At 24.8% G+C, this 24784-nt stretch carries 24 protein-coding genes, 1 tRNA gene and 1 pseudogene; 18 read left to right on the forward strand and 8 right to left on the reverse strand.

Annotated features, from left to right (window positions below; genetic code table 11):
- The 5 genes from ychF to lolB all read right to left on the reverse strand — a co-directional run bounded on the left by ychF (nucleotide 1) and on the right by lolB (nucleotide 4473).
- Entirely contained in the window at nucleotides 1-1089 is a 1089-nt protein-coding gene (gene ychF / locus Bfest607_RS01745) for a redox-regulated ATPase YchF (RefSeq protein WP_500838041.1), read from the reverse strand.
- Between the two features lie 118 nt (nucleotides 1090-1207).
- The gene (pth, locus tag Bfest607_RS01750; protein WP_500838042.1) at nucleotides 1208-1801 is read right to left on the reverse strand and encodes an aminoacyl-tRNA hydrolase; all 594 of its coding nucleotides are present in this window, start codon (nucleotides 1799-1801) and stop codon (nucleotides 1208-1210) included.
- A 170-nt stretch (nucleotides 1802-1971) separates the two neighbouring features.
- The gene (locus tag Bfest607_RS01755; RefSeq protein WP_500838043.1) at nucleotides 1972-2910 is read right to left on the reverse strand and encodes a ribose-phosphate pyrophosphokinase; all 939 of its coding nucleotides are present in this window, start codon (nucleotides 2908-2910) and stop codon (nucleotides 1972-1974) included.
- A 79-nt stretch (nucleotides 2911-2989) separates the two neighbouring features.
- Nucleotides 2990-3862: a 4-(cytidine 5'-diphospho)-2-C-methyl-D-erythritol kinase gene (gene ispE, locus Bfest607_RS01760; RefSeq protein WP_500838044.1), complete on the reverse strand. Its 873-nt coding sequence runs from the start codon at nucleotides 3860-3862 to the stop codon at nucleotides 2990-2992.
- Between the two features lie 2 nt (nucleotides 3863-3864).
- Complete coding sequence (lolB, locus tag Bfest607_RS01765; RefSeq protein ID WP_500838045.1) at nucleotides 3865-4473, reverse strand: lipoprotein insertase outer membrane protein LolB; 609 nt, start codon at nucleotides 4471-4473, stop codon at nucleotides 3865-3867.
- Between the two features lie 499 nt (nucleotides 4474-4972).
- Between lolB and prfA the strand changes: the two genes are divergently transcribed.
- From prfA to Bfest607_RS01845, 16 genes and pseudogenes are all read left to right on the forward strand, one after another.
- Nucleotides 4973-6055 (forward strand): peptide chain release factor 1, encoded by a 1083-nt coding sequence (prfA, locus tag Bfest607_RS01770; protein WP_500838046.1) that lies wholly within the window; start codon nucleotides 4973-4975, stop codon nucleotides 6053-6055.
- Entirely contained in the window at nucleotides 6055-6900 is an 846-nt protein-coding gene (prmC, locus tag Bfest607_RS01775) for a peptide chain release factor N(5)-glutamine methyltransferase (protein ID WP_500838047.1), read from the forward strand. Before prfA ends, prmC begins: the two co-directional genes overlap by 1 nt.
- Before the next feature lie 221 nt (nucleotides 6901-7121).
- Nucleotides 7122-7958 (forward strand): 3-deoxy-8-phosphooctulonate synthase, encoded by an 837-nt coding sequence (kdsA, locus tag Bfest607_RS01780; RefSeq protein WP_500838048.1) that lies wholly within the window; start codon nucleotides 7122-7124, stop codon nucleotides 7956-7958.
- A gap of 695 nt (nucleotides 7959-8653) precedes the next feature.
- Nucleotides 8654-9874 (forward strand): annotated as a pseudogene (thrS, locus tag Bfest607_RS01785) (threonine--tRNA ligase); the annotation flags it as partial.
- 4 nt (nucleotides 9875-9878) lie between these two features.
- A complete protein-coding gene (gene infC, locus Bfest607_RS01790) occupies nucleotides 9879-10487 on the forward strand; it encodes a translation initiation factor IF-3 (RefSeq protein WP_500838584.1) in 609 nt (202 codons plus the stop codon).
- A gap of 42 nt (nucleotides 10488-10529) precedes the next feature.
- A complete protein-coding gene (rpmI, locus tag Bfest607_RS01795; RefSeq protein WP_500838049.1) occupies nucleotides 10530-10727 on the forward strand; it encodes a 50S ribosomal protein L35 in 198 nt (65 codons plus the stop codon).
- A gap of 76 nt (nucleotides 10728-10803) precedes the next feature.
- Nucleotides 10804-11187 carry a 50S ribosomal protein L20 gene (gene rplT / locus Bfest607_RS01800; RefSeq protein WP_500838050.1) on the forward strand — a complete coding sequence of 128 codons (384 nt, stop codon included), beginning with the start codon at nucleotides 10804-10806 and terminating at the stop codon, nucleotides 11185-11187.
- A gap of 76 nt (nucleotides 11188-11263) precedes the next feature.
- Complete coding sequence (gene pheS / locus Bfest607_RS01805; protein ID WP_500838051.1) at nucleotides 11264-12265, forward strand: phenylalanine--tRNA ligase subunit alpha; 1002 nt, start codon at nucleotides 11264-11266, stop codon at nucleotides 12263-12265.
- Nucleotides 12266-12308: 43 nt separating this feature from the next.
- Nucleotides 12309-14720 (forward strand): phenylalanine--tRNA ligase subunit beta, encoded by a 2412-nt coding sequence (gene pheT / locus Bfest607_RS01810; protein WP_500838052.1) that lies wholly within the window; start codon nucleotides 12309-12311, stop codon nucleotides 14718-14720.
- Between the two features lie 228 nt (nucleotides 14721-14948).
- Entirely contained in the window at nucleotides 14949-15968 is a 1020-nt protein-coding gene (gene lplA, locus Bfest607_RS01815) for a lipoate--protein ligase (protein ID WP_500838053.1), read from the forward strand.
- 306 nt (nucleotides 15969-16274) lie between these two features.
- Complete coding sequence (locus Bfest607_RS01820; RefSeq protein WP_500838054.1) at nucleotides 16275-16655, forward strand: iron-sulfur cluster assembly accessory protein; 381 nt, start codon at nucleotides 16275-16277, stop codon at nucleotides 16653-16655.
- A 15-nt stretch (nucleotides 16656-16670) separates the two neighbouring features.
- Nucleotides 16671-18161: a Fe-S cluster assembly protein SufB gene (sufB, locus tag Bfest607_RS01825; protein WP_500838055.1), complete on the forward strand. Its 1491-nt coding sequence runs from the start codon at nucleotides 16671-16673 to the stop codon at nucleotides 18159-18161.
- Nucleotides 18162-18231: 70 nt separating this feature from the next.
- Nucleotides 18232-18972, forward strand: a complete 741-nt coding sequence (gene sufC, locus Bfest607_RS01830; protein ID WP_500838056.1) for a Fe-S cluster assembly ATPase SufC — start codon at nucleotides 18232-18234, stop codon at nucleotides 18970-18972.
- Entirely contained in the window at nucleotides 18956-20248 is a 1293-nt protein-coding gene (locus tag Bfest607_RS01835) for a SufD family Fe-S cluster assembly protein (protein ID WP_500838057.1), read from the forward strand. The genes sufC and Bfest607_RS01835 overlap by 17 nt, the downstream gene beginning before the upstream one ends.
- Before the next feature lies 1 nt (nucleotide 20249).
- Entirely contained in the window at nucleotides 20250-21491 is a 1242-nt protein-coding gene (locus tag Bfest607_RS01840; protein ID WP_500838058.1) for a SufS family cysteine desulfurase, read from the forward strand.
- A 44-nt stretch (nucleotides 21492-21535) separates the two neighbouring features.
- Entirely contained in the window at nucleotides 21536-22024 is a 489-nt protein-coding gene (locus Bfest607_RS01845; RefSeq protein ID WP_500838059.1) for a SufE family protein, read from the forward strand.
- A gap of 82 nt (nucleotides 22025-22106) precedes the next feature.
- Here Bfest607_RS01845 and Bfest607_RS01850 read toward each other — a convergent pair whose 3' ends face one another.
- Both Bfest607_RS01850 and Bfest607_RS01855 read right to left on the reverse strand, forming a co-directional pair.
- On the reverse strand, nucleotides 22107-22289 hold the full coding sequence (locus Bfest607_RS01850) for an LPP leucine zipper domain-containing protein (protein WP_500838060.1): 183 nt from the start codon (nucleotides 22287-22289) through the stop codon (nucleotides 22107-22109).
- Nucleotides 22290-22493: 204 nt separating this feature from the next.
- Nucleotides 22494-22567 (reverse strand) — tRNA-Val (locus Bfest607_RS01855).
- A 276-nt stretch (nucleotides 22568-22843) separates the two neighbouring features.
- Here Bfest607_RS01855 and Bfest607_RS01860 point away from each other — a divergent pair.
- Nucleotides 22844-23491, forward strand: coding sequence for a riboflavin synthase subunit alpha (locus Bfest607_RS01860; protein WP_500838061.1), 648 nt, complete (start codon nucleotides 22844-22846; stop codon nucleotides 23489-23491).
- 79 nt (nucleotides 23492-23570) lie between these two features.
- Nucleotides 23571-23903, forward strand: a complete 333-nt coding sequence (gene grxD, locus Bfest607_RS01865; protein ID WP_500838062.1) for a Grx4 family monothiol glutaredoxin — start codon at nucleotides 23571-23573, stop codon at nucleotides 23901-23903.
- 39 nt (nucleotides 23904-23942) lie between these two features.
- On the opposite strand, the gene rnt is transcribed toward grxD, so the two are convergent.
- On the reverse strand, nucleotides 23943-24623 hold the full coding sequence (gene rnt / locus Bfest607_RS01870) for a ribonuclease T (protein ID WP_500838063.1): 681 nt from the start codon (nucleotides 24621-24623) through the stop codon (nucleotides 23943-23945).
- Nucleotides 24624-24784 lie beyond the last annotated feature (161 nt).

The following is a 24784-nucleotide window of genomic DNA, read 5'->3' on the forward strand; positions in this document are numbered from 1 at the left end:
CTATACGAGGAATAAAAATTTAATGATGTCTCCATCTCTTATAAAATAAGTCTTACTTTCATTACGAATTTTACCATTTTTTTTTGATCCAAATTCTCCTTTATTTTTAATGAAGTCATCAAATTTTATTACTTGTGCACGAATAAAACCTTTTTCAAAATCACTGTGTACTTTATGTGCTACATCAAATGCTGTTGCCCCATTTTCATAAATCCATGCTCGAATCATTTTAGCATTCACAGTAAAAAACGTATTTAGCTGCAACAAAGATAACATATAACTAATAACAGTAGTTAATAACGTAGAAGAATTATCGTATTGATTATCATTATTAAAAATATATTTATTACAATCAGCTAAACAATATGAAATAATTGGAGAATAACTTCGATCTGCCATAATAAATTCTTTTAATTTCTGAAAATAAATATTGCTTGTATTTTTACTTTTACTATGAACATTTGCAATGTAAAAAACTGGTTTAAAAGTTAAAAAATTAAATTTTTGAATATTACTTTTTTCTATTTGAGACCATTGAACGTTTCGTAAAAGCATACCTTCATATAAATAATTTAAACATTTCTCTAATATATATAATTGTTGATCACAACTAGTCACTATAGATTCAATTTGATGTCTTCTTTTTTTTATACAATTAATACTTTTTTCACATTTATCTATATCAAATAAAATTAATTCAGTATTTACAATACTAATATCTCTACAAGGATCTATATTATTTTTAATATGAAAAATAATATCATCATCAAAACAACGGACTACATGACATAATACCTTTGTAGATTGCATATCATTTAAAACCTTTATTCCTAATCCTATGCCCTGTGTAGCTCCTTGTATCAAACCAGCAACATCAACAAATTCTACAGTTTCATAAATAACTTCATGAGCATGTATTATACGATTTAACTCGCATAAACGAAAATCAGGAATATTTACTGTAGCAACATTAGGTTTAATAGTACAAAAAGGGAAATTTGCTATCTTAACAGCAAGATTAGTCAAACACTTAAACAAAGTAGATTTACCCACATTAGGTAATCCAATAATACCACAATTAACCTTCATTTGATAAAGAAACTCATAATTATATACAAACTAAATACATTCATAACTAATTAACAAACTAACTTACCATCTTCAATTATACTAACTAAACACTAATTTAGTATTTTTAAAATATTACTTATTTAATAAAGGAAACAGAATGTAATTGATTCATCACTTTAATAAAATTATTTCCTACGATATCTTCAAGACATAATATTGATTTATTTATAATAAAATCAATTTTTCTTTTTTCAAAAATAGACGGAGAACTTAATACAAAATTTATAATTTCATTTTTACTATCAGGACGACCAATTCCTATACGTAAACGATAAAAATCATATTTATTATTAAATTTATTAATAATATCTTGAATTCCGTTATGACTTGCATATGACTTATTCCCTAATTTAATCCTTATTGTACCAGGAGGTAAATCTAAGTCATCATGTACTACTAATATTTCTTGTAAAGATAAGTGATATAACTGCATACATTTATATACTGATACTCCGCTTTTATTAATATAAGCATCAGGAATCAATAAATGTACTGTTGTATAATTAAATATTTTAAATGATCCTATAAACCCAGATAAAAACTTATCTTGTTTTAATATAACTTTATATTTATTTGCTAACATATGGATATAGTAATGACCAAGATTATGTCTAGTATTAATATATTTAAGTCCAATGTTTCCTATACCTACAATAAGTTTGATTGTCATATTGTATATTATATAAAATAATAAAAATTGTATTATAAAAGATTGTTATTTTGATCCTATTATTAATAATTACTACTGTAGAAATATAATATTTAATTATACAAAACAATATTTTTCATTATATATTTTAAATATAATTACATATTAACACAAACAAATAAATATATATCTTAATATTCAAACATAGCAGAAATTGATTCTTCACTATTAATTCGTCGAATTGTTTCTGCAAGCATCCCTGATAAAGTTAAAGTACGTATATTAGGTAATGATTGTATTGTTGGTTTTAATGGAACAGTATCACAAACAACAATTTCATCTATCATAGACTTTTGTATATTCTCATAAGCCTTTCCAGAAAAAATAGGATGAGTTGCGTATGCAAAAATTCGACCAGCTCCTCTCTCTTTTAAAACATCTGCTGCTTTACATAATGTCCCGCCAGTATCAATCATATCATCTACTAAAATACAATCCCGATTACATACATCTCCGATAATATGCATAATTTGGGAAATATTAGCTCTAGATCTTCTTTTATCTATTATTGCCATATCAGTATCATTAAGTAACTTAGCAATTGCTCGAGCTCGTACTACACCTCCAATATCTGGAGATACAACTATAGGATTATTAAAATTTTGCTTAAACATATCTTCCAATAAAATAGGACTACCAAATACATTATCTACTGGAACATCAAAAAATCCTTGTATTTGCTCAGCATGCAAATCTACGGTTAAAATACGATCAACTCCAACACTAGATAAAAAATTTGCCACAACTCTTGAAGTAATTGGTACTCTAGCAGATCGAACTCGTCTGTCTTGACGAGCATATCCAAAATAAGGAATTACAGCGGTAATTCTCGCTGCAGATGCTCGCCTTAATGCATCTACCATTACAATCAATTCCATAAGATTATCATTTGTAGGAGCACAAGTAGATTGAATAACAAAAATATCTCCTCCGCGCACATTTTCATTAATTTGCACACTTACTTCTCCATCACTAAATCTTCCTACATCCGCTTTCCCGAGAGTAGTATACAATCTACTAGCAATACGTTGAGCTAACTTAGGTATAGCATTTCCAGTAAATAATTTCATACATAAAATCTTCTATTAAATAAATATTACTATTTATTTAAAATTATACCAGTCATATAACTTATCATAAAAATATAATTTATTCTTTAATATTATTTCTAAATAAAGCCTGATGAACAGAAGATATATAAATTCCTCGAACCACAATACTTTGAATCCAATTTGGTAAACATCTTTGTGTTTGATAAGCTAAATTTTTATCATGAAATTCAGAAAAAATACAAGATCCTGTTCCTGTTAAACGAACTAATCTTTCATTTGATAAACAATGAAAATATTTTTTTATTTCAGGAAACATTCTTTTTACAATTGGTTCTAAATCATTAGAAAACGGAGTATTCAATAATGTTTTTATTGAACGATATGGAGAATAACAATTACATGAAGATCTGTATGCATTAAAAACCCAAGACGTATTTACGCTAATAGAAGGAATTATGATTAAATACCATCGTTCAGGCAAAAATATTGATATTAATTTATCTCCAATACCTTCCCCGATAGATGAGTATCCATTAATAAACACTGGAATATCAGCTCCTAACTTCAATCCTAAGCCCATAAGTATCTCTTTTTTTAAAAAACATTTCCATTTTTGATTTAAAATTAATAACGTAGTAGCAGCATTTGAAGAACCTCCACCCAATCCAGAACCTATAGGTAATTTTTTATTTAAAATAATGTCCACTCCTAATCTTTTTTTTTGATATAATTTGTAGTAAAAATCGCTCAATAACCTAGCAGCTTGTATAATTAAATTGTTTTTAAATGAAACACCATTGTTTACACTAAATAACCGAATTTGTCCAGTTTTTGTAATAAAAAATTTCATTTTATCTCCATAATCTAACAACTGAAATAACGTTTGTAAATAATGATATCCGTCTAAACGACAACCAGTAATATATAAAAATAAATTAAGTTTACCTGGAGATACTATCCATTGACACATTTCTAAATACTCCAATTATTTATATACAATTTAACAAAATATTCTTTATAATGTATTTCTAAGATTTTAGGTAATTTTGGCATTTTATCGGTATAATAAAATTGATAAAAAATAAATATGTTTTCATTATTATAATTATAATGTACATCAGATAAAATACCCATAATGTTTAAATGATATGTTGTATGATATCCAGGTAAACCTATAATCCATTGTTGTAATTGTTCTGAAAAAAAATTAGTATTTATTAACCATTTTTGTATTTGTTCTGTTAATCTTTCATGTTGGAACATGCAATTTGGGTTAATATGTACTATTCCATTCTTTAAAGAAATAGAAATAACAGTTAAACCAAAAATATTAGATAATTTAATATAGTAATTATTATTATCGATTCGAGTCCATAAAAAATTTAAATACACTTTTTGTTTCGAATTAATTGTACAAATAATATTACCCTGAATTTGATAATGTAATATTTTAGAAACTAATCGTTGATGAATATTCCAAGAATTTATTAATTTTTCTTTATCAAAAACATAATTATACACACATGCAGTACATGTAAAAAATATAATATTTAACAATCGGTAGCATACATTGTAATGCATTAATTAATCACTTAAATGCCATAAATATTTATTATGATCATATAACAGTTCTGTTAATAAAACACTATATAATGACTTTTTTATTATGTAAAAATTTAAATAAAATAAAACATTAATATCTACATTTTTATGCGGATTAATAAATATAATTAGGTTTTATTAACTATTAGTTGATAGATTTAATACAAAGTTAGTGATCACTAAAAATTAAAAAATATAATTAACTAAAAAATAAAAAATCAGAATTATAATTATTTTAATATTAGTTTTGCATTTACATCATATCATAATATGAAATAATTTTTATAAAAAATGATAACTATATTTTATTAAACAATAAATATATCAGAACTAAAATATTTAATCATTGGTTAAATATATATTTGTTACTAATAATAATTAGTACTATATATAAATAATATAGACAATATTAAATATTTTAAATATATTATAAGATTTATATAATATATTTAAAATCTTAAAATGCATATCAACATATATGTTACATACTGTTATAATAAATAAATTAACCATTTTACAGAAACGTTTTTATAAACTAAAACAATCATTTGAATGCTCTAATAATATTCAAAATAAAAAACATTTACGATCTGTATCTCAAGAACATGTTCATCTTTTAAATATAGTCACTCACTTTGAAGAATGGTTAAAATTACAACAAACTGTTCTTCATACACAAGAGATGATTTCTGATGTAGATATACGTGATCTCGTTTTAGATGAATTACAAAAATTAAAAACAATTCAAAATGATCTTGAAAAAAAAATAAAAGTATTATTATTACCAACAGATCCTAATGATAAATACGGTTGCTTTATTGAATTACGAGCTGGCACAGGTGGAAAAGAAGCTGCTATATTTGCAGGAGAATTATTTCGAATGTATACACGTTATGCAGAAACACAACGATGGTCTATAGAAATTATTCATTCTACATATGGAGAACACGGAGGTTATAAAGAAGTTATTGCGCAAATTTCTAACAATAAAGCATATAGTCAATTAAAATTTGAATCTGGAGGACATCGAGTACAAAGAGTCCCATATACCGAGTCGCAGGGCCGTATTCATACCTCTACTTGCACAGTAGCTGTGATTCCAAAAATACCTGATACTAAATTACCTGATATTAATCCAAATGATTTAAGAATTGATACTTTTCGTGCATCTGGAGCTGGAGGTCAACATGTCAATACAACTGATTCAGCGATTCGTATTACCCATATACCCAGCGGATTATCTGTAGAATGTCAAGATGAACGATCTCAGCATAAAAACAAAGCCAAAGCATTGTCAGTATTACGTTCTAAATTATATACAATGAATATTAAACGTAGAAAAATAGAAGAATCAAACATTAGACGTAATTTAATAGGTACCGGAGATCGTTCTGATCGAATACGCACATATAATTTTCAACAAGGTCGAATTACAGATCATCGTATTAATTTTACATCATATAAATTGCATGATATTATGGACGGTGCATTAGATATTTTAATAAAGTCTATTATACAGAAACATCATTCTGAATTAATTGATCAATTGGTGAAATTATAATGATAACCTGGAATAAATGGTTAAATTTAGCACGTTTAAAATTAAGTAATTCGTTTAGTCCAAAAATAGATGCAGAAATCCTTTTAAAAAAAGTAGTTAAAAAATCTAAGGTTCAATTATTCTCATCTGGAGAAACCTATCTTGACCATAATCAAATAAAAAAATTAGAATTTCTAATTAATAGAAGAATACAAGGAGAACCTATTGCTTACATCATTGGATCAAAAGAATTTTGGTCTTTAAATTTTAAAATATTACCAGGAGTTTTTATTCCTAGACCAGATACTGAATGTTTAGTAGAACAAGTACTAAATTTAAATTCTAACACTAGTAAATTAAAAGTCTTAGATTTAGGAACTGGAGTAGGTACTATAGCTTTAGCTCTTGCATCAGAACGGCCAAATTGGGAAATTATAGGATTAGATCAACAAAAACGAGCATTAAATTTAGCCTATCAAAATAAATTATTATTTAATTTTAAACATGTAAGATTTATATATGGAAATTGGTTTAAATATTTAAAAAAATCAAACAAGTTTAACCTTATTGTTAGTAATCCTCCTTATATCAGTAAAAAAGATTTAAGTTGGTTATCTAAAGATATACACTTTGAACCTAAAAATGCACTAGTATCAACACAATCGGGATTAGCAGATTTGAAATTAATTTGTCAATATTCTAAATATTATTTGTTACCCTATGGATGGATATTTTTAGAGCATGCATGGAATCAAGGGGAGCAAGTAAGAAATTTTTTAAAAAAATATCAATTTAATAATATTTATACTAAATGTGATTATCATAACTATGAACGAGTAACTTATGGTCAATGGAAACCTATATAAAAATTCTAATAATAGATATTCTATTAATGGTAGTAAATATCAAAAACAATATATAAAACAATTTTTTAAAAAATTGTTTTATATAAATACTTAATAATCAATACAATCATTTTAGAAAATAAATTAAATTAATTTTAATCTGTGAACGTTACTTTATATGAAAAATAAAAATGATTTATTTGTAAAACAATTAATGTTATATTGTAAAAATTATTTATTATATGAATAATATAATTATTAATATAGGAAATATACAGATTTCAAATAACTTACCATTCGTGTTATTTGGTGGAATGAATGTTTTTGAAGATTACGATACTGTCATGAAAGTTTGTGATCATTATGTCTCTGTCACTAATAAATTAAATATCCCTTACATATTCAAAGCATCTTTTGATAAATCAAACAGAACTTCTATTCATTCTTATCGGGGTCCAGGATTAGAAAAAGGATTACGCTTATTTCAAAAATTAAAAAGAACATTCAATGTAAAACTTATGACAGATGTTCATGAAATTAATCAGGTCAAAGCTATATCAGAAGTAGTTGATATAATACAATTACCAGCTTTTTTAGCACGACAAACAGACTTAATTAAAACAATAGCACAAACTGGATTAACAGTAAATATAAAAAAACCTCAATATATGCATCCAATTCAAACTCAATTTATTGTCAATAAATTTCGATTTTTTAAAAATCATAATATAATATTATGTGAACGAGGTACTTGTTTTGGATATACTGATTTAATAGTAGATATGTTAGGAATAAATTTAATGCGTGATACTTCAGAGGGATGTCCGATTATTGTAGATGTCACACACTCTCTACAAACTCGAGATCCCTCAAGTTTTATTTCAGGAGGGAAAGGAAATCAAATATTTGATTTAGCTAGAGCAAGTATAGCTGTAGGAATAGCTGGGATATTTTTAGAAGCTCATCCTGATCCAAGCATAGCTAAGTGTGATGGATATTCTGCATTACCTTTAATAAAATTAGAATACTTTTTAAAACAAATTAAAGCTATTGATAAATTAATTAAATCTTTTAAATAAAAAATGAAATTTATTTCATTTTTTATTTAAAAGATTTAATACTATTAAATATATTTTCTACCTAAAAATTAAATTTAATTCTATTTAGAACTGAATTCATATTCATTGTATTTAATAATAATTTTTCAAATATTATAATTTATATAATAAAAATAACTGATAATTTATATCCATAAGTTTAATATTTACATTTTTAAATCTTAAATATGTGCATTAATTATATATCTTCTAATTATATATAACATTAATCATTTTAAATTTTGTTTTAAAAAACTATAATAATAAATGTTAAATATGGTATTATTGAAAACGATTATAGAAAATTACCCATTTTACATGAGCAGTATATAATAAATTAAGAACATTAATTTTAATATTAATGAAGCTACATGAAAATTTAATTTGATTTATAGTAAAAATTAAATTTTATATCTACATAAAAAAGAAAAACCATAATATTTAAAAATAAATATTTATATGTAAAAAATGCGTATTTAAATATATAATTAGTAAAATAATTGATTGATACTTTAACATTGATTTTTATTAGTATTTTTGAATTATATAGGATTTATGAATTTGGTGAGTTACAATGAGTATCAACAAAATACTATAATGCACATACGATAATATAATTAATAAAAATAAAAGTTAAGTAAGCATGAATATAAATCGTTATTATGAATAATTTATCTCAACAATATCAAAAGAAAGACCATCGTAATTTTTCAAATCAATTGGATTTGTTTCATACTCAAGATAATGCGCCAGGAATGATCTTTTGGCATAAGAATGGATGGATTATTTTTCAAGAATTAAAAAATTTTATCAGAAAAAAACTTCAACAATATCAATATCAAGAAGTTAAAAGCCCCATCATGATTGATCAAAAATTATGGGAAAAAACAGGACACTGGGATAATTATTGTAAACATATATTTACTACTTCTTCAGAGAATCGTATGTATTGTATTAAGCCTATGAATTGCCCTGGACATATTCAAATTTTTAATCATGGTATAAAATCATACAAAGATTTGCCATTACGTATGGCAGAATTTGGACATTGTCATAGAAATGAACCCTCTGGATCATTACATGGGCTTATGAGAATACGAGAATTCACACAAGATGATGCACATATTTTTTGTTCTGATAAACAAATATCAAGCGAATTAATGCATTGTATAAAAATGATGTATGATGTTTATAATGAATTTGGTTTTAAAAAAATTAGGGTTAAATTATCTACTCGGCCAAAAAAAAGAATTGGAGAAGATTCAATATGGGATATTACAGAACAATATTTATCTAATGTTCTTCAAAAAAATAATATAGAATTTACATATCAACCTCAAGATGGAGCTTTTTATGGACCAAAAATAGAATTTATTTTACTCGATTCTTTTAAAAGAGCTTGGCAGTGCGGTACAATACAATTAGATTTTTCTTTACCTAAGTTACTAAAAGCTAGATATATAGATAATAATAATAAATATCAAGTTCCTGTAATGATTCATAGGGCTATTTTAGGATCTATAGAAAGGTTTATTGGTTTAATTACTGAGGAATACTTAGGTTTTTTACCAACATGGTTAGCTCCTACACAAATCGTTTTAATGAACGTTACTTCTGAACAATCTGTATATGTAACTAATATAGCAAATCAACTAAAACTAGAAAATCTTAGGATAGAAGTAGATTTAAGAAATGAAAAAATAGGATTTAAAATAAGATTACATACCATTCATAGAATACCTTATATGATAATATGTGGTAATTCTGAAATGGATCAAGGTACAATATCTATACGTACTTTCCGAGGTAAAATAATTAAACATTATAACATAGATATGTTTATAAAAAAAATAAAGCAAGAAATCAATACGTATAACTTTAATCAATTGGAGGAATAAAATTATTAAAATTGGTAAAAAGATGCCATCATTTCGACTGCATCGTATTAACAAAGAAATTAATTTAATAAAAACTCGGTTAACTGGAGTAGATGGAAAACAAATTGGAATTGTTGATTTTAACGAGGCAATCAAATTAGCTGAAGAAATTGGTTTAGATTTAGTTGAAATCAGTCCAAATTCTGATCCTCCAGTATGCAAAATTATGGATTACGGAAAATTTTTATATGAAAAAAGTAAATCTACAAAAGAGCAAAAGAAAAAACAAAAAATCATTCATATTAAAGAAATAAAATTTAGACCAACTACTGAAGAAGGAGATTATCAAACAAAATTACGTAACATAATTAAATTTTTAAATGAGGGATGTAAAATTAAAATTACTTTACGTTTTCGAGGCAGCGAATTAATTCATCACCATCTTGGAGTGAAGATATTACACAGAATACGTAATGAATTAAATGAATTAACAATCATTGAGTATTTTCCAAATAAAATTGAAGGACGACAAATGACTATGATTTTAGTTCCTAAAAAAACTACTAATAAATCTAATTATTTAAAAAATATCAACAATGATAACAACCAAAAACAAAAAATATTAAATCCATAATAAAATAAATAACGAATTAATTTTCATTTACTAAAGAAAAATATGCCTAAAATTAAAACTTTGAAAAGTGCTAGTAAGAGATTCAAAAAAACATCTTCAGGAAAATATAAATACAAACACGCCTACTCCAGGCATATTTTAACAAAAAAATCTACAAAGTATAAACGCCATTTACGACATAAATCTATACTATCCTCAATATATATGAATAAAATTACAAAAATATTACCTTATACATAAGAAATCATTATATACTTTAATAACGTATATAAAATCAACACAATAAATATTATATCAAGTAAGGAAGTCACATATGATGACTCGTGTAAAAAATAGCGTTACAGCTCGTAATCGACATAAAAAAATTTTAAAAAAATCTTCTGGATATTACGGTGCCAGATCCCGCGCATATCGTGTAGCTTATCAATCAGTTATAAAATCTGGACAATATGCTTATCGTGATCGTCGTCAAAAAAAACGTTTATTTAGAAGATTATGGATTAATAAAATTAACGCAGCATCTCGACAATATGGTATAACTTATAACATATTAATAAATAATTTACATAAATCCTCTATTAATATCAACAGAAAAATATTAGCTAAACTAGCTCAATCAGATACAATAAGTTTCTCTAATATTATAAATAACTCTAAACTTTACTTAAGTAATATAAACAATTCTACTAAAATTACATAAAATTATAATATTAATAATTAATATCAATAATTATAATTTAAACTCTATAAATATTAGAGTAAACTTTTTTAAAACAATGAAAAATATATTAGAAAATTTAAAAAAACAAGCAAAAAAAGAAATAATGAAATCCAATAATATAAATGATTTAGAATCAATACGTATTTCATTTTTAGGAAAAAATGGACATATAAATCGACAACTTAAATCATTAAATTCTATAGAATACACTATAAAACCAAACTTAGGAGCATTTATAAATCAAACTAAAAAAGATATATATAATTTATTTCTACAACAGAAAAAAAAAATAGAATCAGAAATGATAAAAAGATCTTTAAATGCAAAAACATTAGATATTACTTTACCTGGATTTCAATCAAAAATAGGTACATTGCATCCTATAACTAGCGTTATAGAACGTATACAAACATATTTTAATCATTTAGGATTTACAGAAGTATCTGGACCAGAAATTGAAAATAATTATTTTAATTTTGATGCTTTGAATATCCCTGATAATCATCCATCTAGAAATCAAAGTGATACCTTTTGGTTTAACAAAAAACAATTACTTAGAACCCATACTTCCGGAATTCAAATACGTTCTATGATTCATGTAACCCCTCCAATACGTATTATTTCTATTGGAAAAGTATACAGAAAAGATTATGACAAAAAACATACTCCTATGTTTCATCAAATAGAAGGTTTCATAGTTGACTCTAATTTAAATTTAATGCATTTAAAAAAAATATTATATGATTTTTTGTATAATTTTTTTGAAAAAAATATTACTTTACGTTTTAGACCTTCCTACTTTCCTTTTACTGAACCATCTGCAGAAATAGACATGCTAGAAAACATACAAACAAAACAATCTGAAGCTAAATGGGTAGAATTATTAGGTTGTGGTTTGATACACCCAAAAGTATTAAGTAACGTAGGTATCAATTCAAAAAAAATTTCTGGACTTGCTTTTGGAATAGGAATAGAGCGATTAGCAATGTTATTGTATCATATTACTGATATTCGAATTCTTTTTGAAAATGACTTACAATTTCTTGATCAATTTTAATGTTTCAATATATTTATATGTATTAATAAGGTAATTTTGCATTATGAAATATAGTGAGCTATGGTTACGCGAATGGATAAATCCACCCGTTACTCATAATGAATTGATAAACCAATTAACCATGTCTGGATTTAATGTAAAAGAATCTAAACCTATTGTTTTAAAAAAATTTTATGGAGTAGTTATTGCAGAAATTATAAGTTTTAAAACTCATCCTCAACTTAAAGAAGTATGGATTATTACAGTTAATAATGGAGGTAAAAAATTAATTAATATTATTTCCTATCATAAAATCAACTACAACAAGACAAATAAGATAGTTATAGCAAATATAGGAGCAAAATTACCCAATGGACAAACAGTTACCCCAATTATTATAAAAGATGAAAAATCAGAAGGTATTGTATGTACTTTCTCAATATTAGGATTACATAGTAACAAAAAAAATGTTATTATGTTACCTGATGACGCACCTATAGGATGTAATTTCTATGATTATTTTAATTTAAATGACAAAATAATTGATATTGACATTACACCTAATCGAGGAGATTGTTTAAATATAATAGGTCTTTCTAGAGAAATAGCTGCTATAAACAAATTAAAATTAAAAAAAATTACAACAAATTCCATTACTTCCACCATCAAAGATTCTATTCCTATTATTATTGAAGAACCCAAATATTGTCCAAAATTTTTAGGAAAAATCATAAAAAATATTAATATAAACGCTCCTACTCCTCTGAAAATACAAGAGAAATTACGTCGTTGTGGAATTAATTTAACAAACATAGTGACAGATATTACAAATTATGTTGTACTCGAGTTAGGTCATCCAATACACATTTATGATTATAAAAAAATTAATAAAAACAAAATTTTTGTAAGATTATCTAAACCAGGTGAAAAATTAGTATTATCTAAAGATAATACTAATTTACCATTACTTCCAAATACATTAATTATTTCCGATTACAACAAACCATTAGCTATTGCTGGTCTTGAAATAAAAAACGAGTCAAATATTTCTTTAAAAACACACGATATATTTATACAAATTTCTTTTTTAGATCCACTAATAATTTCAAAACAATCTAAACTATATAATTCCCATCATTTCTATACTACTCAATATGAACGAGGAGTAGATTCAAATATATCTGAATTAGTATTAAACTATTTTACAAAATTATTAATAAAAAATTGTAATGGATATGCAGGACCAACCATAAAAATTATTAATAAAAATTTCTTACCTAAAACCAAAAAAATTCAATTACATCGTTCTAGATTAATATCTCTACTTGGTTTTCATATAAAAACTCAAGAAATTTTAAATATTTTAAAAAATCTTGGATTTACAATAAATATAAAAAATAATTTATGGATTGTATCAATTCCAACTTGGCGTTTCGATATAAATATAGAAGAAAACTTAATATCAGAAATTATACGTATATATGGATATAATAAAATTCCACAGGCTGCAATCAAAACGACATTAATTTCAAAACCTTCAAATATTCAACTTACAAACAAAATGATCTCATTATCTAAATCTAAAATTGTATTAATAGATCGAGGATATCAAGAAATAATTACATATAGCTTTGTAGATCCTAAAATTCAAAAATTAATATATTCTCAATGCACTACTCCATTAACATTAATCAATCCTCTTAATCAAGAAATGTCTGTTATGAGATTATCTTTGTGGCCTGGACTTATTAAAACTGTTTTATACAATCAAAATAGACAACAAAAAAATATTCAATTATTTGAAAGTGGTATGTGTTTTATACCAAATAAAAATAATAATCAAGTTTCTCATCAGTTCAAATTATCTGGAATAAGAGCTGAATATAAGAATAACGAATATTGGGATACTTCTAAAGCATCTTTAGTCGACTTTTATAATATCAAAGGAGATATAGAATCTGTATTAAATATTATTCACAAACATAATGAAATTGTATTTAAAAATTGTATACATTCTGCATTGCATCCTGGACAAAGATCTAAAATATATTGTAATAATATATTTATTGGATATATAGGCATGATACATCCTTCAATACGCATGCAATTAGGTTTACGTCTAAATATATTAATGTTTGAATTATTTTGGGATGCGATTTCTATGCCTAAATTGATTAAAATTACTACCATTTCTAAATTCCCTAAAAATTATCGAGATATTTCTATAATTTTACCCATACATATTACTGCATCAGCTATAATTGATGAATTAAAAAGATTAAATATAAATCAATTAATTTTTATAAAATTAATTGATTTATATACAGGAAAAAATATCCCTCCAGGATTTAAAAGCTTTACTATTCAATTAACCTTACAAAGTAATACACACACATTACAAGAACATGAAATTAAAGAAATATTGAACAAATGCATTATGACTTTAAAAAAACACTTTCATATTACTTTAAGATAAAAATTTATTTTTTGAAATACTTAATTTTTTAATTCATAACATCGCTGACAATACTATATTTTTATTTTTTTTAATAAGTAAAAATTTTAAAAAACTACATGATATTAAATATAATTACTTAAAATTTAATTCATTATGCAATATAATGAATTAAATTTTACTTATATTAAAAGAAATATTTGATATATTATTTTTTAAATAATATATCAAATAAACACAGGAATAATTATGACATCTTTACGATTATTGATTTCTAATTCTTATAATCCATGGTTTAATTTATCTTTAGAAGAATATATATTTCAAAATATGGATCAAAATCAATCTATATTATTTTTTTGGAGAAACCAAAATGCAGTAGTTATTGGTAGAGCTCAAAATGCGTGGAAAGAATGCAATACCCGACGAATGACTCGAGATGGAATAAAATTAGCTCGAAGATATAGCGGTGGAGGAGCTGTATTTCATGATTTAGGCAATACTTGTTTTACTTTTATGTCTACTCAACCTAATTACAATACGAACATATCCTTTAATATCATTTTAGATGGATTAAATAATTTAGGAATTACAACAGCTATGATTTCTGGAAGAAATGATATTATTGTAAATACAAAAAAAGGACAATATAAAATTAGTGGATCTGCATATCGTAAAACTATTGATCGTCAACTACACCATGGCACTTTACTTTTAAATGTAAATCTTAACAAATTAACTTATTATTTAAATCCAGATTCTAAAAAATTAAAAAGTAAAGGTATTTCTTCTATAAAATCAAGAATAATTAACCTCAACGAACTAAAGCCAGGTATTAATCATGAAGAAGTCTGTCAAACCATACAACAAGCCTTTTTCAAATATTATAAAACAACTAAACAACAACCAGAAATAATTTCTATAAATGATTTTAATCATATAACAGATTTTTCTAAACAATTAAATAAGCAACGCAGTTGGGATTGGAATTTTGGTAATACTCCATCATTTACTCATCAATTAGATAATAGATTTTCTTGGGGTGGAGTAGAATTATATTTTGATATTGAAAATGGAATAATTAAACGCACTCATATCTTTACTGATAGTTTAGACCCAGATCCACTAGAAGAATTATCAAAAACATTAATAGGAATACCTTACAATATTGTAAATATAAAAAATTGTTGCACAGAATGGATGAAAAATTGGACTCAATTAAAAGAATTAGAAGAAGTAAAATATTGGTTAATGAATAGTATTATTTAATTAATACACAAATACTAACATTACTGAAGTATCAGATAACAAAAAGCAGATATAACATAATATCTTTGCTATTATTATTGTGTTATTACGCAATAATAATATATTAATTTTTAAAACATATAATTTTATAATTTTGTAAAAATATATATAATATATTTCAAATATAACAAATTATTTATTTTAATAACATTCATAAAATTTTAAAAAATACTATATAATTTAATTACTGAAAATAATCTTTATTGATAAAAATTAACTATGATTTTTATATAAATTAAATTTAATTAAATAAAATAGGTAATTATAATGAAAAACACTGCAGTACATAATAAACTTTATAAATCTAACACATCTACTTGCTGGAAAGGAATTAAATTAACAGATTCTGCAGTACAACAAATTCTGAAATTAACAAATAAAGAATCAAATATTTTAGGGTTAAAAATAAGCATTAAAAAATCAGGATGTGCTGGATTAACTTACCAATTAAACAAAGTATTTTCTCCAGAAAAAGATACTATAATTTATGAACGTAATGGAGCTAAAATATTTATCCCAATAAATATTATGCCTATTATTGATGGAACAGAATTAGATTATATTGAAGATGGATTAAATTATTCATTTAAATTTAATAATCCTAAAGCTCAATTTTATTGCGGATGTGGAGAAAGTTTTAGTATATAAATAGGTATAATAATTATGTCAAATAAATGTTCTTCTAATATACAGAATATCAATCAAAAATTAAAACATGAAAACAATATATATAAAGAAGGGTTTTTTACAAAATTAAAAAGCGAAGAATTTGATACAGGAATCAATGAAAATATAATTCGGGCTATTTCTAAAAAAAGATTAGAACCAGAATGGATGTTAAAATTTAGATTATCAGGATATCACGCATGGAAAAATATGAAAGAACCACACTGGCTAAAAGGACATTACGATAATTTAGATTACAATTCTTACAGTTATTATTCTGCTCCTGTTTGCACAACAAATGATCAATCTAAACAAAAAAATGATTCAATATATAAAAAATCTAAATATTTAAATAAAGAAGTAGAGCAAACATTTAATAAATTAGGAATACCAATTAATGATGAAGGAAAAGTTGCGATTGATGCAATTTTTGATTCTGTTTCTGTATCTACAACATTTCGAGATACTCTTTTAAAAAAAGGAATAATTTTTTGTTCCTTGAATGATGCTATTCATGATTACCCAGATTTAGTACAAAAATATTTAGGATCAGTAGTTTCTTTTAAAGATAATTTTTTTGCTGCATTAAATGCGGCTGTTATGTCTGATGGCACTTTTGTATATATTCCTAAAAATGTACAGTGTCCTATGGAATTATCTACATATTTTCGAATAAATTCTAAAATTACCGGACAATTTGAACGAACAATACTAATTGCAGATACAGGAAGCTATGTCAGTTATATTGAAGGATGTTCAGCTCCAGCTCACAATAATTATCAACTCCATGCTGCTGTTGTAGAAGTAATTGTTTTAAAAAACGCTCAAGTAAAATACTCAACAGTACAAAATTGGTTTTCTGGAAATTCACAAAATACCAAAAACGGTATTTTAAATTTCGTTACCAAACGAGCGCTGTGTGCCGAAGAAAATTCTAGAATGTCTTGGACTCAATCTGAATCAGGATCTGCGATAACATGGAAATATCCAAGTATTATTCTTAAAGGAAATAATTCTATTGGAGAATTCTTTTCAGTCGCTGTAACTAATGGTTTTCAACAAGCTGATACTGGAACAAAAATGATTCACTTAGGAGAGAATACTCGTTCTACCATAATTTCAAAAGGAATTTCTATAGGTAATAGCCAAAATACTTACCGAGGATTAGTTAAAATCTTACCAACAGCTTTTAATTCAAGAAACTTTACTCAATGTGATTCCATGCTAATTGGAAATAAATGTGGATCCCATACTTTTCCAAGTATTGAATCACATAATAACACCGCTCAATTAGAACACGAAGCAACAACTTCAAAAATTAGTGATAATCAATTATTTTATTGCAGACAACGTGGAATTGCTGAAGATGATGCTATTTCCATGATTGTTAATGGATTTTGTAAAGATATACTTTCTGAATTACCTTTAGAATTTTCTGTAGAAGCACGAAAGTTGTTAGAAATAACTTTAGAACATAGTGTAGGATAAAATAGATTTTAAATCAAAATGACACATATCTTTATGAATAAAATTTAATAAATATAAAAGGAATAAAGAAGTGCTATTATCAATACAAAACTTAAATGTTAATATTAAAAAAACATGTATTTTAAATCAACTAAATTTAGACATCAATTTTGGAGAAATACATGTAGTTATGGGACCCAACGGATCAGGAAAAAGTACATTATCATCTGTTATATCTGGTCAACCACATTATATTATTACTAATGGAAAAATTCTATTTAAAGGAAAAAACTTACTTTTATTAAAACCAGAAGAACGAGCTGGAGAAGGGATTTTTGTAGCTTTTCAATACCCAGTAGAAATTCCAGGAATTAGTAATCAATTATTTTTATATAGCGCTGTAAATGCATTACGAAAATATAGAAAACAACCTACTATAGAACGTTTTCAGTTTCTTAATTCTGTTAAAGAAAAAATGAAATTATTAAAAATGCCTGAAGATTTATTATCTAGATCAGTAAATGTTGGATTTTCAGGAGGAGAAAAAAAAAGAAATGATATATTACAAATGATGATGTTAGAACCCACATTATGTATTTTAGATGAAACTGACTCTGGATTAGATATTGATGCTATAAAAATTGTTTATGATGGACTTAATTTATTACGCAATAAAAAGCGAGCATTTATCATTATTACACATTATGAAAGAATTTTAGAATATATTAAACCTGATCATGTACATATTTTATATAAAGGTCATATTGTAAAATCTGGAGACTTTACATTAGTCAAACAACTCGAGGAAAAAGGTTATGGTTGGGTATACTAATAATAGTAAAACACAAGTATTATATCAATGGCATCAATTATTTAAACAACAACGTAATTACTGTCTTTCTGATTTAGATAATAAATACTGGAAGTATGTAGAAAAATATAAAACAATAGATAACCTATATAATCCTACGGATTATAATTTTTTTGATGAACTGCTACAATATGATTTTATATTAAATACAAATCCTCAGATAGATATCTCCATATATAATTCTATTAAATTACCTATAGATTGCTATCAATTAGTATTTATTAATGGTCAATTTTCTTTTAAATTAAGTGACAAAAAAATTGATCCATGGATATTAAGCATTCACCAAAATTCTAATAAATATAATATATCTAATCCTCCTATTTACCCAACGATGTTCTCATATTTAACTGAATGTTTAAGTGATGTTATCATACACATAAAATTACCTAAATCAACAACAACAAAAAAACCACTATACTTATTGTACATTAATTTAGGATCTAAAATTCCTAATCAATTAGTTTTATCAAATTCTTATCATTATTTAGAAATAGAACAAAACACCAATACATCTGTCGTAGAACACTTTATTAATGGAAATGAATACAATTATTTTTGTGGAACTCGAACTTATTTCTCTATAGGAAAACAATCTCAGTTTGATCATACTAAATTAATATTTGAAAATCAATCTAGTTACCATATATCGAATCAAGATATTCATCTCGATAAATCTTCTCATGCAAATAGTAAAACCTTTATTATTATAAGTCCTAAATTTTCATCTCATCAAATAAATTCTAAAATAAATCATATACAATCATCTTTATCCTTAAATAGTTTAACTATTTTATTAAATAAAAAAATTGGTAATATACAAACATATCTAGAACATAACAATTTAGATTGCTCAACAAGTAAACAATTACATAAAATAATATCAGGCAAAAATAGTACTGGAACATTTCATGGTTTAATTAAAGTTAATAAAAATTCTATAAAAACTGATAGCCAAATGACTAATAATAATTTATTATTAGATAAAACTGCATCAATATATAGTACACCAAAGCTTGAAATTTATTCTGATTCTGTTCAATGTGGTCATGGTGCAACTGTAGGTCATGTTGATATAGCTCATATTTTTTATCTAAATACACGTGGTATTCCAAAAAAAGATGCAATTAATATGTTAATTTATTCATTTACTATAGACACTACAAAAGAAATTGAAAATTCATTATTAAGAAATGTAATAATAAATAAGATTAACCATGTTTTATCAGGGATTTAATATGACTATCAATTACCCCATAGAAAAAATAAGATCAAATTTTCCTATATTAAATAGTCTAATTAACCAATATCCATTAACTTATTTAGATAATGCTGCTACTACTCAAAAACCTAATATTGTTATTGATACACAAGCTCATTATTACAAACATGAATGTTCTTCTGCTCATAGAAGTGTACATAATTTAAGTATTGTATCAACTGATAATATGGAGAAAACTCGAGCATATATAGCAAATTTTATTAATGCATCTAAATCAGAAGAAATAGTTTTTGTGAAAGGAACAACTGATGCTATTAATTTAATTGCTAACAGTTGGGGGGATAATTTTGTAAATTATGGAGATAATATTATAATAAGTGAAATGGAACACCACTCCAATATTTTACCTTGGCAAGTTTTAGCAAAAAAAAAGAAAATTACACTAAATTATATACCATTATTATGTGATGGATCTCTAGATTTATCTAAACTATCAAAATTAATAAATCACCGTACTCGATTATTATCGATATCACATATGTCTAACGTTTTAGGAATAATTAATCCATTAACTGAAATAATTAATATTGCTCATGAAAAAAGCGATGCAATAATATTAATAGATGGAGCTCAAGGAATTGCTCATCAAGTAGTAGACGTACAAAAATTAAATTGTGATTTTTATGTATTTTCTGGACATAAAGTGTATGCTCCATCTGGAATTGGAATAATGTATGGAAAAGAAAAATTATTAAAAAAAATGAATCCATGGATCGTAGGAGGAGGAATCGTGACAAATGTTAGTTTAACTCAAAACCCTACGTTTATTGATTCTCCTTGGAAATTTGAATCAGGTTCTTCTAATGTTAGTGGAATTATAGCTTTAGGTAGTGCTATTAAATACGTTAATTCTATAGGTATAGAAAATATTTTTAAACACGAAAATCAATTAATGTCTTATGCAATAAAAACTTTATTAAAAAAAAATTTACATGTGATTTTATATAATAAAAATAATAAGAAATCAAGCATTATGGCTTTTAATATTAAATCAAATAATTCTTACGATGTAGGTACATTATTAAATCAATATGGTATTGCCATTAGAACAGGACATCATTGCGCTATTCCATTAATGAATCATTTTAAAGTATCTGGCATGTGTAGAGCATCCTTTGCTATGTATACTAATAAAGAAGATATAGATCGATTCACAAATGGCTTAGTTCGTATACAAAATCTACTAGTATGTAAATAAAATTGTTATTATAATTTATTATATTCTATTATCAATCATTTAGTATGTTACCTACAACAGATCTGTTATTAAAAAATTTTTGCAGTTGTAATAATTGGGAAGAGAAATACTTGTATCTAATAGATTTAGGACAGATGTTACCCAAATTTCCTAAAAAATTTCGAAAGAAAAAACATCTGATCAAAAATTGTCAAAGTAACACCTGGATCGTTCTAATCCCAATTTTTGACAATACCAATAGTCAGAATATTTTTAATAAAAATAAACCTCCAATTGCAAAATTTTATGGAGATAGTAACTCTGCTATAGTTAAAGGAATCATCGCCATAATATTTATTCTATATCAAAATCTAAGTATTACTTCTATTTTAGATTTTGATATAGAACCAATATTTAATCAACTAAAACTAAATCAACACTTAACCTTGTCCAGATCACAAGGAATAAACTCTATACTAACTTTTATTCGAAATCAATCTAATAGAATATTACTATCATTGCCACAACAAAAATCTACAACATCAATTAGATAACTTAAATCAATAAGTCAACGCCTCCTACTTACTATTTTATAATAATATAAAAATTTTTCTTTTAAAAAGAATTTTTTATTCATTATTTACGATAAATAGATATTTGATTATCTAGGCGTTTATTAGCTTTATAAGCTTCATTCTTAGCTTGTTCTACTTCAGGCTTTAAGACACTAATGTTGGTATCAATTTGATCAATCCTAGCGCTTAATTCCTGTATTTCTGAAGATAATTCTGTTACTTTAGTAGTACTTGCGCAATTCACTAAAAATATACAACTGAAAGTTATCATGGAATACATTAATATTTTACTATTCATCTTTAATTAATCTCCAAAAAAAACAATAAAAAATTAAATTTAATCAACCACATAAAGTTCATTTAATAAATAAATCAAAACCGTAAAGTACTAATTTTTAACTAAATAGTCATTACATAATAACACACAATAATTTTTTATTCTACTATATGCGTTCTAATGGACTTGAACCATCGACCTCTACCATGTCACGGTAGTGCTCTAACCAACTGAGCTAAGAACGCACGCACAACAATACTTTAATCATTTACCTACACATATATATATTATTAATAATAATGAATATTATTAGCTCAGTTCAAAATTGTATCATACAAAATAATATTTTACTATATCAAATATAAAAATAAATACATAATAATAAATTAACTATTTTTATGATTAACAAAATTAATAATTCTATATGATAGCAATAAAAATTAATTTTATTTAATAAAAAAAATCTGTTATACTACAGCATGTATCAATTTTACTAGCTACTGTAAAATAACCTTAAAAATATGTTTTCAGGTATTATACAAACTGTAGTTCCTGTACATAAAATTTATAAAGAATCTCATTTCATAAGATATATAGTTCGATTTCCCATCAATCCTTTTTTCAATGTAACAATTGGTTCTTCTATTTCTAATAATGGATGTTGTTTAACAGTAATCGATATTAATCAAAATTTAATCAGTTTTCACTTAATACATGATACATTGAAACTAACTAATATGAATACATTAGAAATAGGAAATTTAATTAATATAGAAAAATCAATACGATATAATGAAAAGATTGAAGGTCATTTAATGACTGGACATATTGATGGGACAGGAGAAATAAAAAAGGTTATTAACTCTAAAAAAAATAAAATAATATGGATAAAATTAAACAACAATCACCTTCAAAAATATATAATACAACGGGGATCCATTGGTATAGAAGGAGTAAGTTTAACAATTAATAAAGTATTAAACGATTATATACGTATTTGTTTAACTCCATATACTATAAACCATACCACACTCGGAATAAAAAAAATAGGAAACATAGTAAATATTGAAATTGATTTTATGACTAAAACTATCTCTAATATTGCAGAAAAAATGCTTCATAACAATTTCTTTAAACAAAAAATTAACAAAATTATCCAAAAAAAATAATAAATATTATAATACAAATTAATTAATTATAGACATATAATTAGTATATGTTAAACATAACATAATTGGAAATATAACAATGAATGATACAATAATAAAAATAGAACAACAAATTAAAAAACATCCCATTCTTTTATATATGAAAGGAACCCCACACATATTCAAATGTGGATTTTCCTCAAAAGCTTCTCAGATTTTATCTATTTATATAAAATCTTTCACTTATATAGATGTATTAATACATTCAGATATTCGATCAATTTTACCAAACTTTTCTAATTGGCCAACTTTTCCACAATTATGGATAGAAGAAAAATTAATAGGAGGATTTGATATTATCTCTGATATGCATAAAAACGGCAGTTTAAAAAAGATTATTGACCCAGTTAAAATAAAACATAATCTAATTTAACTTAAATTAGAAAAAATAAACAAAAAATATAAATAATTATTATTTAGATATGTCACTACCTTGATCTATATGAACTCTTGGTAGTGGCCATCCTCCTAATCTTTTCCAAATATTTACTAATTCACAGAATAATACAGCAGTTTTTTCAGTATCATATAATGCAGAATGAGCTTTGCTTTGATCAAAAACAATTCCTGCGCATTTACAAGCTTTAGCTAACACTGTTTGCCCAAACACTAAGCCACTTAGAGCAGCAGTATCAAATGTAACAAATGGATGAAATGGATTGACTTTAGTACAAGTATTACCAATACGATCTATTGCCGCCATCACAAAACTATGATCAAAATAAGCATTATGTGCTACTATTATAGCTTTATGACATTTATGAGTTTTAATACCTATATGCACCATTTTAAAGATTTCGCTTAACGCTTTTTGTTCCGTAACTGCAGAACGCATAGGATTGTTCGGGTCGATTTTATTAAGAGCTAATGCTGCTGGTTGTAAATTAGCTCCAGGGAAAGATTGAATATTGAAATGAAGAGAATTATCTATACACAACCAGCCATCTGCATCCATTTTTAAAGTAATTATTGCGATTTCTAATAAAGCATCTGTATTCGCATTTAAACCTGCTGTTTCTACATCAATAACAACAGGATAAAATCCTCTAAACCTTGCTTTTAAACTATTATTTTTATTATCTTTATTAATCATATTCCATATATTAATTATACACAATTTTTTATTTTAATTAAAATTTCCATTTATTTATATTACAACAAAACCATGGGTATTGCTTGATTTATTATAACAACTAATTCTTTATAAAATTTACTATTATCATAGTACTAAACTTATAAAATATATAAAATAAT

Source organism: Candidatus Blochmannia festinatus (nom. nud.) (assembly GCF_059936355.1).

Excerpts from the sequence above, each read along its gene's own strand:
- ispE (WP_500838044.1), bottom strand. The coding sequence starts at position 3,862 with ATGTGTCAATGGATAGTATCTCCAGGTAAACTTAATTTATTTTTATAT.
- pheT (WP_500838052.1), top strand. The coding sequence starts at position 12,309 with ATGAAATATAGTGAGCTATGGTTACGCGAATGGATAAATCCACCCGTT.
- grxD (WP_500838062.1), top strand. The coding sequence starts at position 23,571 with ATGAATGATACAATAATAAAAATAGAACAACAAATTAAAAAACATCCC.
- Bfest607_RS01835 (WP_500838057.1), top strand. The coding sequence starts at position 18,956 with ATGGTTGGGTATACTAATAATAGTAAAACACAAGTATTATATCAATGG.
- Bfest607_RS01820 (WP_500838054.1), top strand. The coding sequence starts at position 16,275 with ATGAAAAACACTGCAGTACATAATAAACTTTATAAATCTAACACATCT.
- kdsA (WP_500838048.1), top strand. The coding sequence starts at position 7,122 with ATGAATAATATAATTATTAATATAGGAAATATACAGATTTCAAATAAC.
- Bfest607_RS01755 (WP_500838043.1), bottom strand. The coding sequence starts at position 2,910 with ATGAAATTATTTACTGGAAATGCTATACCTAAGTTAGCTCAACGTATT.
- ychF (WP_500838041.1), bottom strand. The coding sequence starts at position 1,089 with ATGAAGGTTAATTGTGGTATTATTGGATTACCTAATGTGGGTAAATCT.
- rnt (WP_500838063.1), bottom strand. The coding sequence starts at position 24,623 with ATGATTAATAAAGATAATAAAAATAATAGTTTAAAAGCAAGGTTTAGA.
- Bfest607_RS01845 (WP_500838059.1), top strand. The coding sequence starts at position 21,536 with ATGTTACCTACAACAGATCTGTTATTAAAAAATTTTTGCAGTTGTAAT.
- sufB (WP_500838055.1), top strand. The coding sequence starts at position 16,671 with ATGTCAAATAAATGTTCTTCTAATATACAGAATATCAATCAAAAATTA.
- lplA (WP_500838053.1), top strand. The coding sequence starts at position 14,949 with ATGACATCTTTACGATTATTGATTTCTAATTCTTATAATCCATGGTTT.
- rpmI (WP_500838049.1), top strand. The coding sequence starts at position 10,530 with ATGCCTAAAATTAAAACTTTGAAAAGTGCTAGTAAGAGATTCAAAAAA.
- pth (WP_500838042.1), bottom strand. The coding sequence starts at position 1,801 with ATGACAATCAAACTTATTGTAGGTATAGGAAACATTGGACTTAAATAT.
- lolB (WP_500838045.1), bottom strand. The coding sequence starts at position 4,473 with ATGCATTACAATGTATGCTACCGATTGTTAAATATTATATTTTTTACA.
- pheS (WP_500838051.1), top strand. The coding sequence starts at position 11,264 with ATGAAAAATATATTAGAAAATTTAAAAAAACAAGCAAAAAAAGAAATA.
- Bfest607_RS01840 (WP_500838058.1), top strand. The coding sequence starts at position 20,250 with ATGACTATCAATTACCCCATAGAAAAAATAAGATCAAATTTTCCTATA.
- Bfest607_RS01860 (WP_500838061.1), top strand. The coding sequence starts at position 22,844 with ATGTTTTCAGGTATTATACAAACTGTAGTTCCTGTACATAAAATTTAT.
- prmC (WP_500838047.1), top strand. The coding sequence starts at position 6,055 with ATGATAACCTGGAATAAATGGTTAAATTTAGCACGTTTAAAATTAAGT.
- prfA (WP_500838046.1), top strand. The coding sequence starts at position 4,973 with ATGTTACATACTGTTATAATAAATAAATTAACCATTTTACAGAAACGT.
- rplT (WP_500838050.1), top strand. The coding sequence starts at position 10,804 with ATGACTCGTGTAAAAAATAGCGTTACAGCTCGTAATCGACATAAAAAA.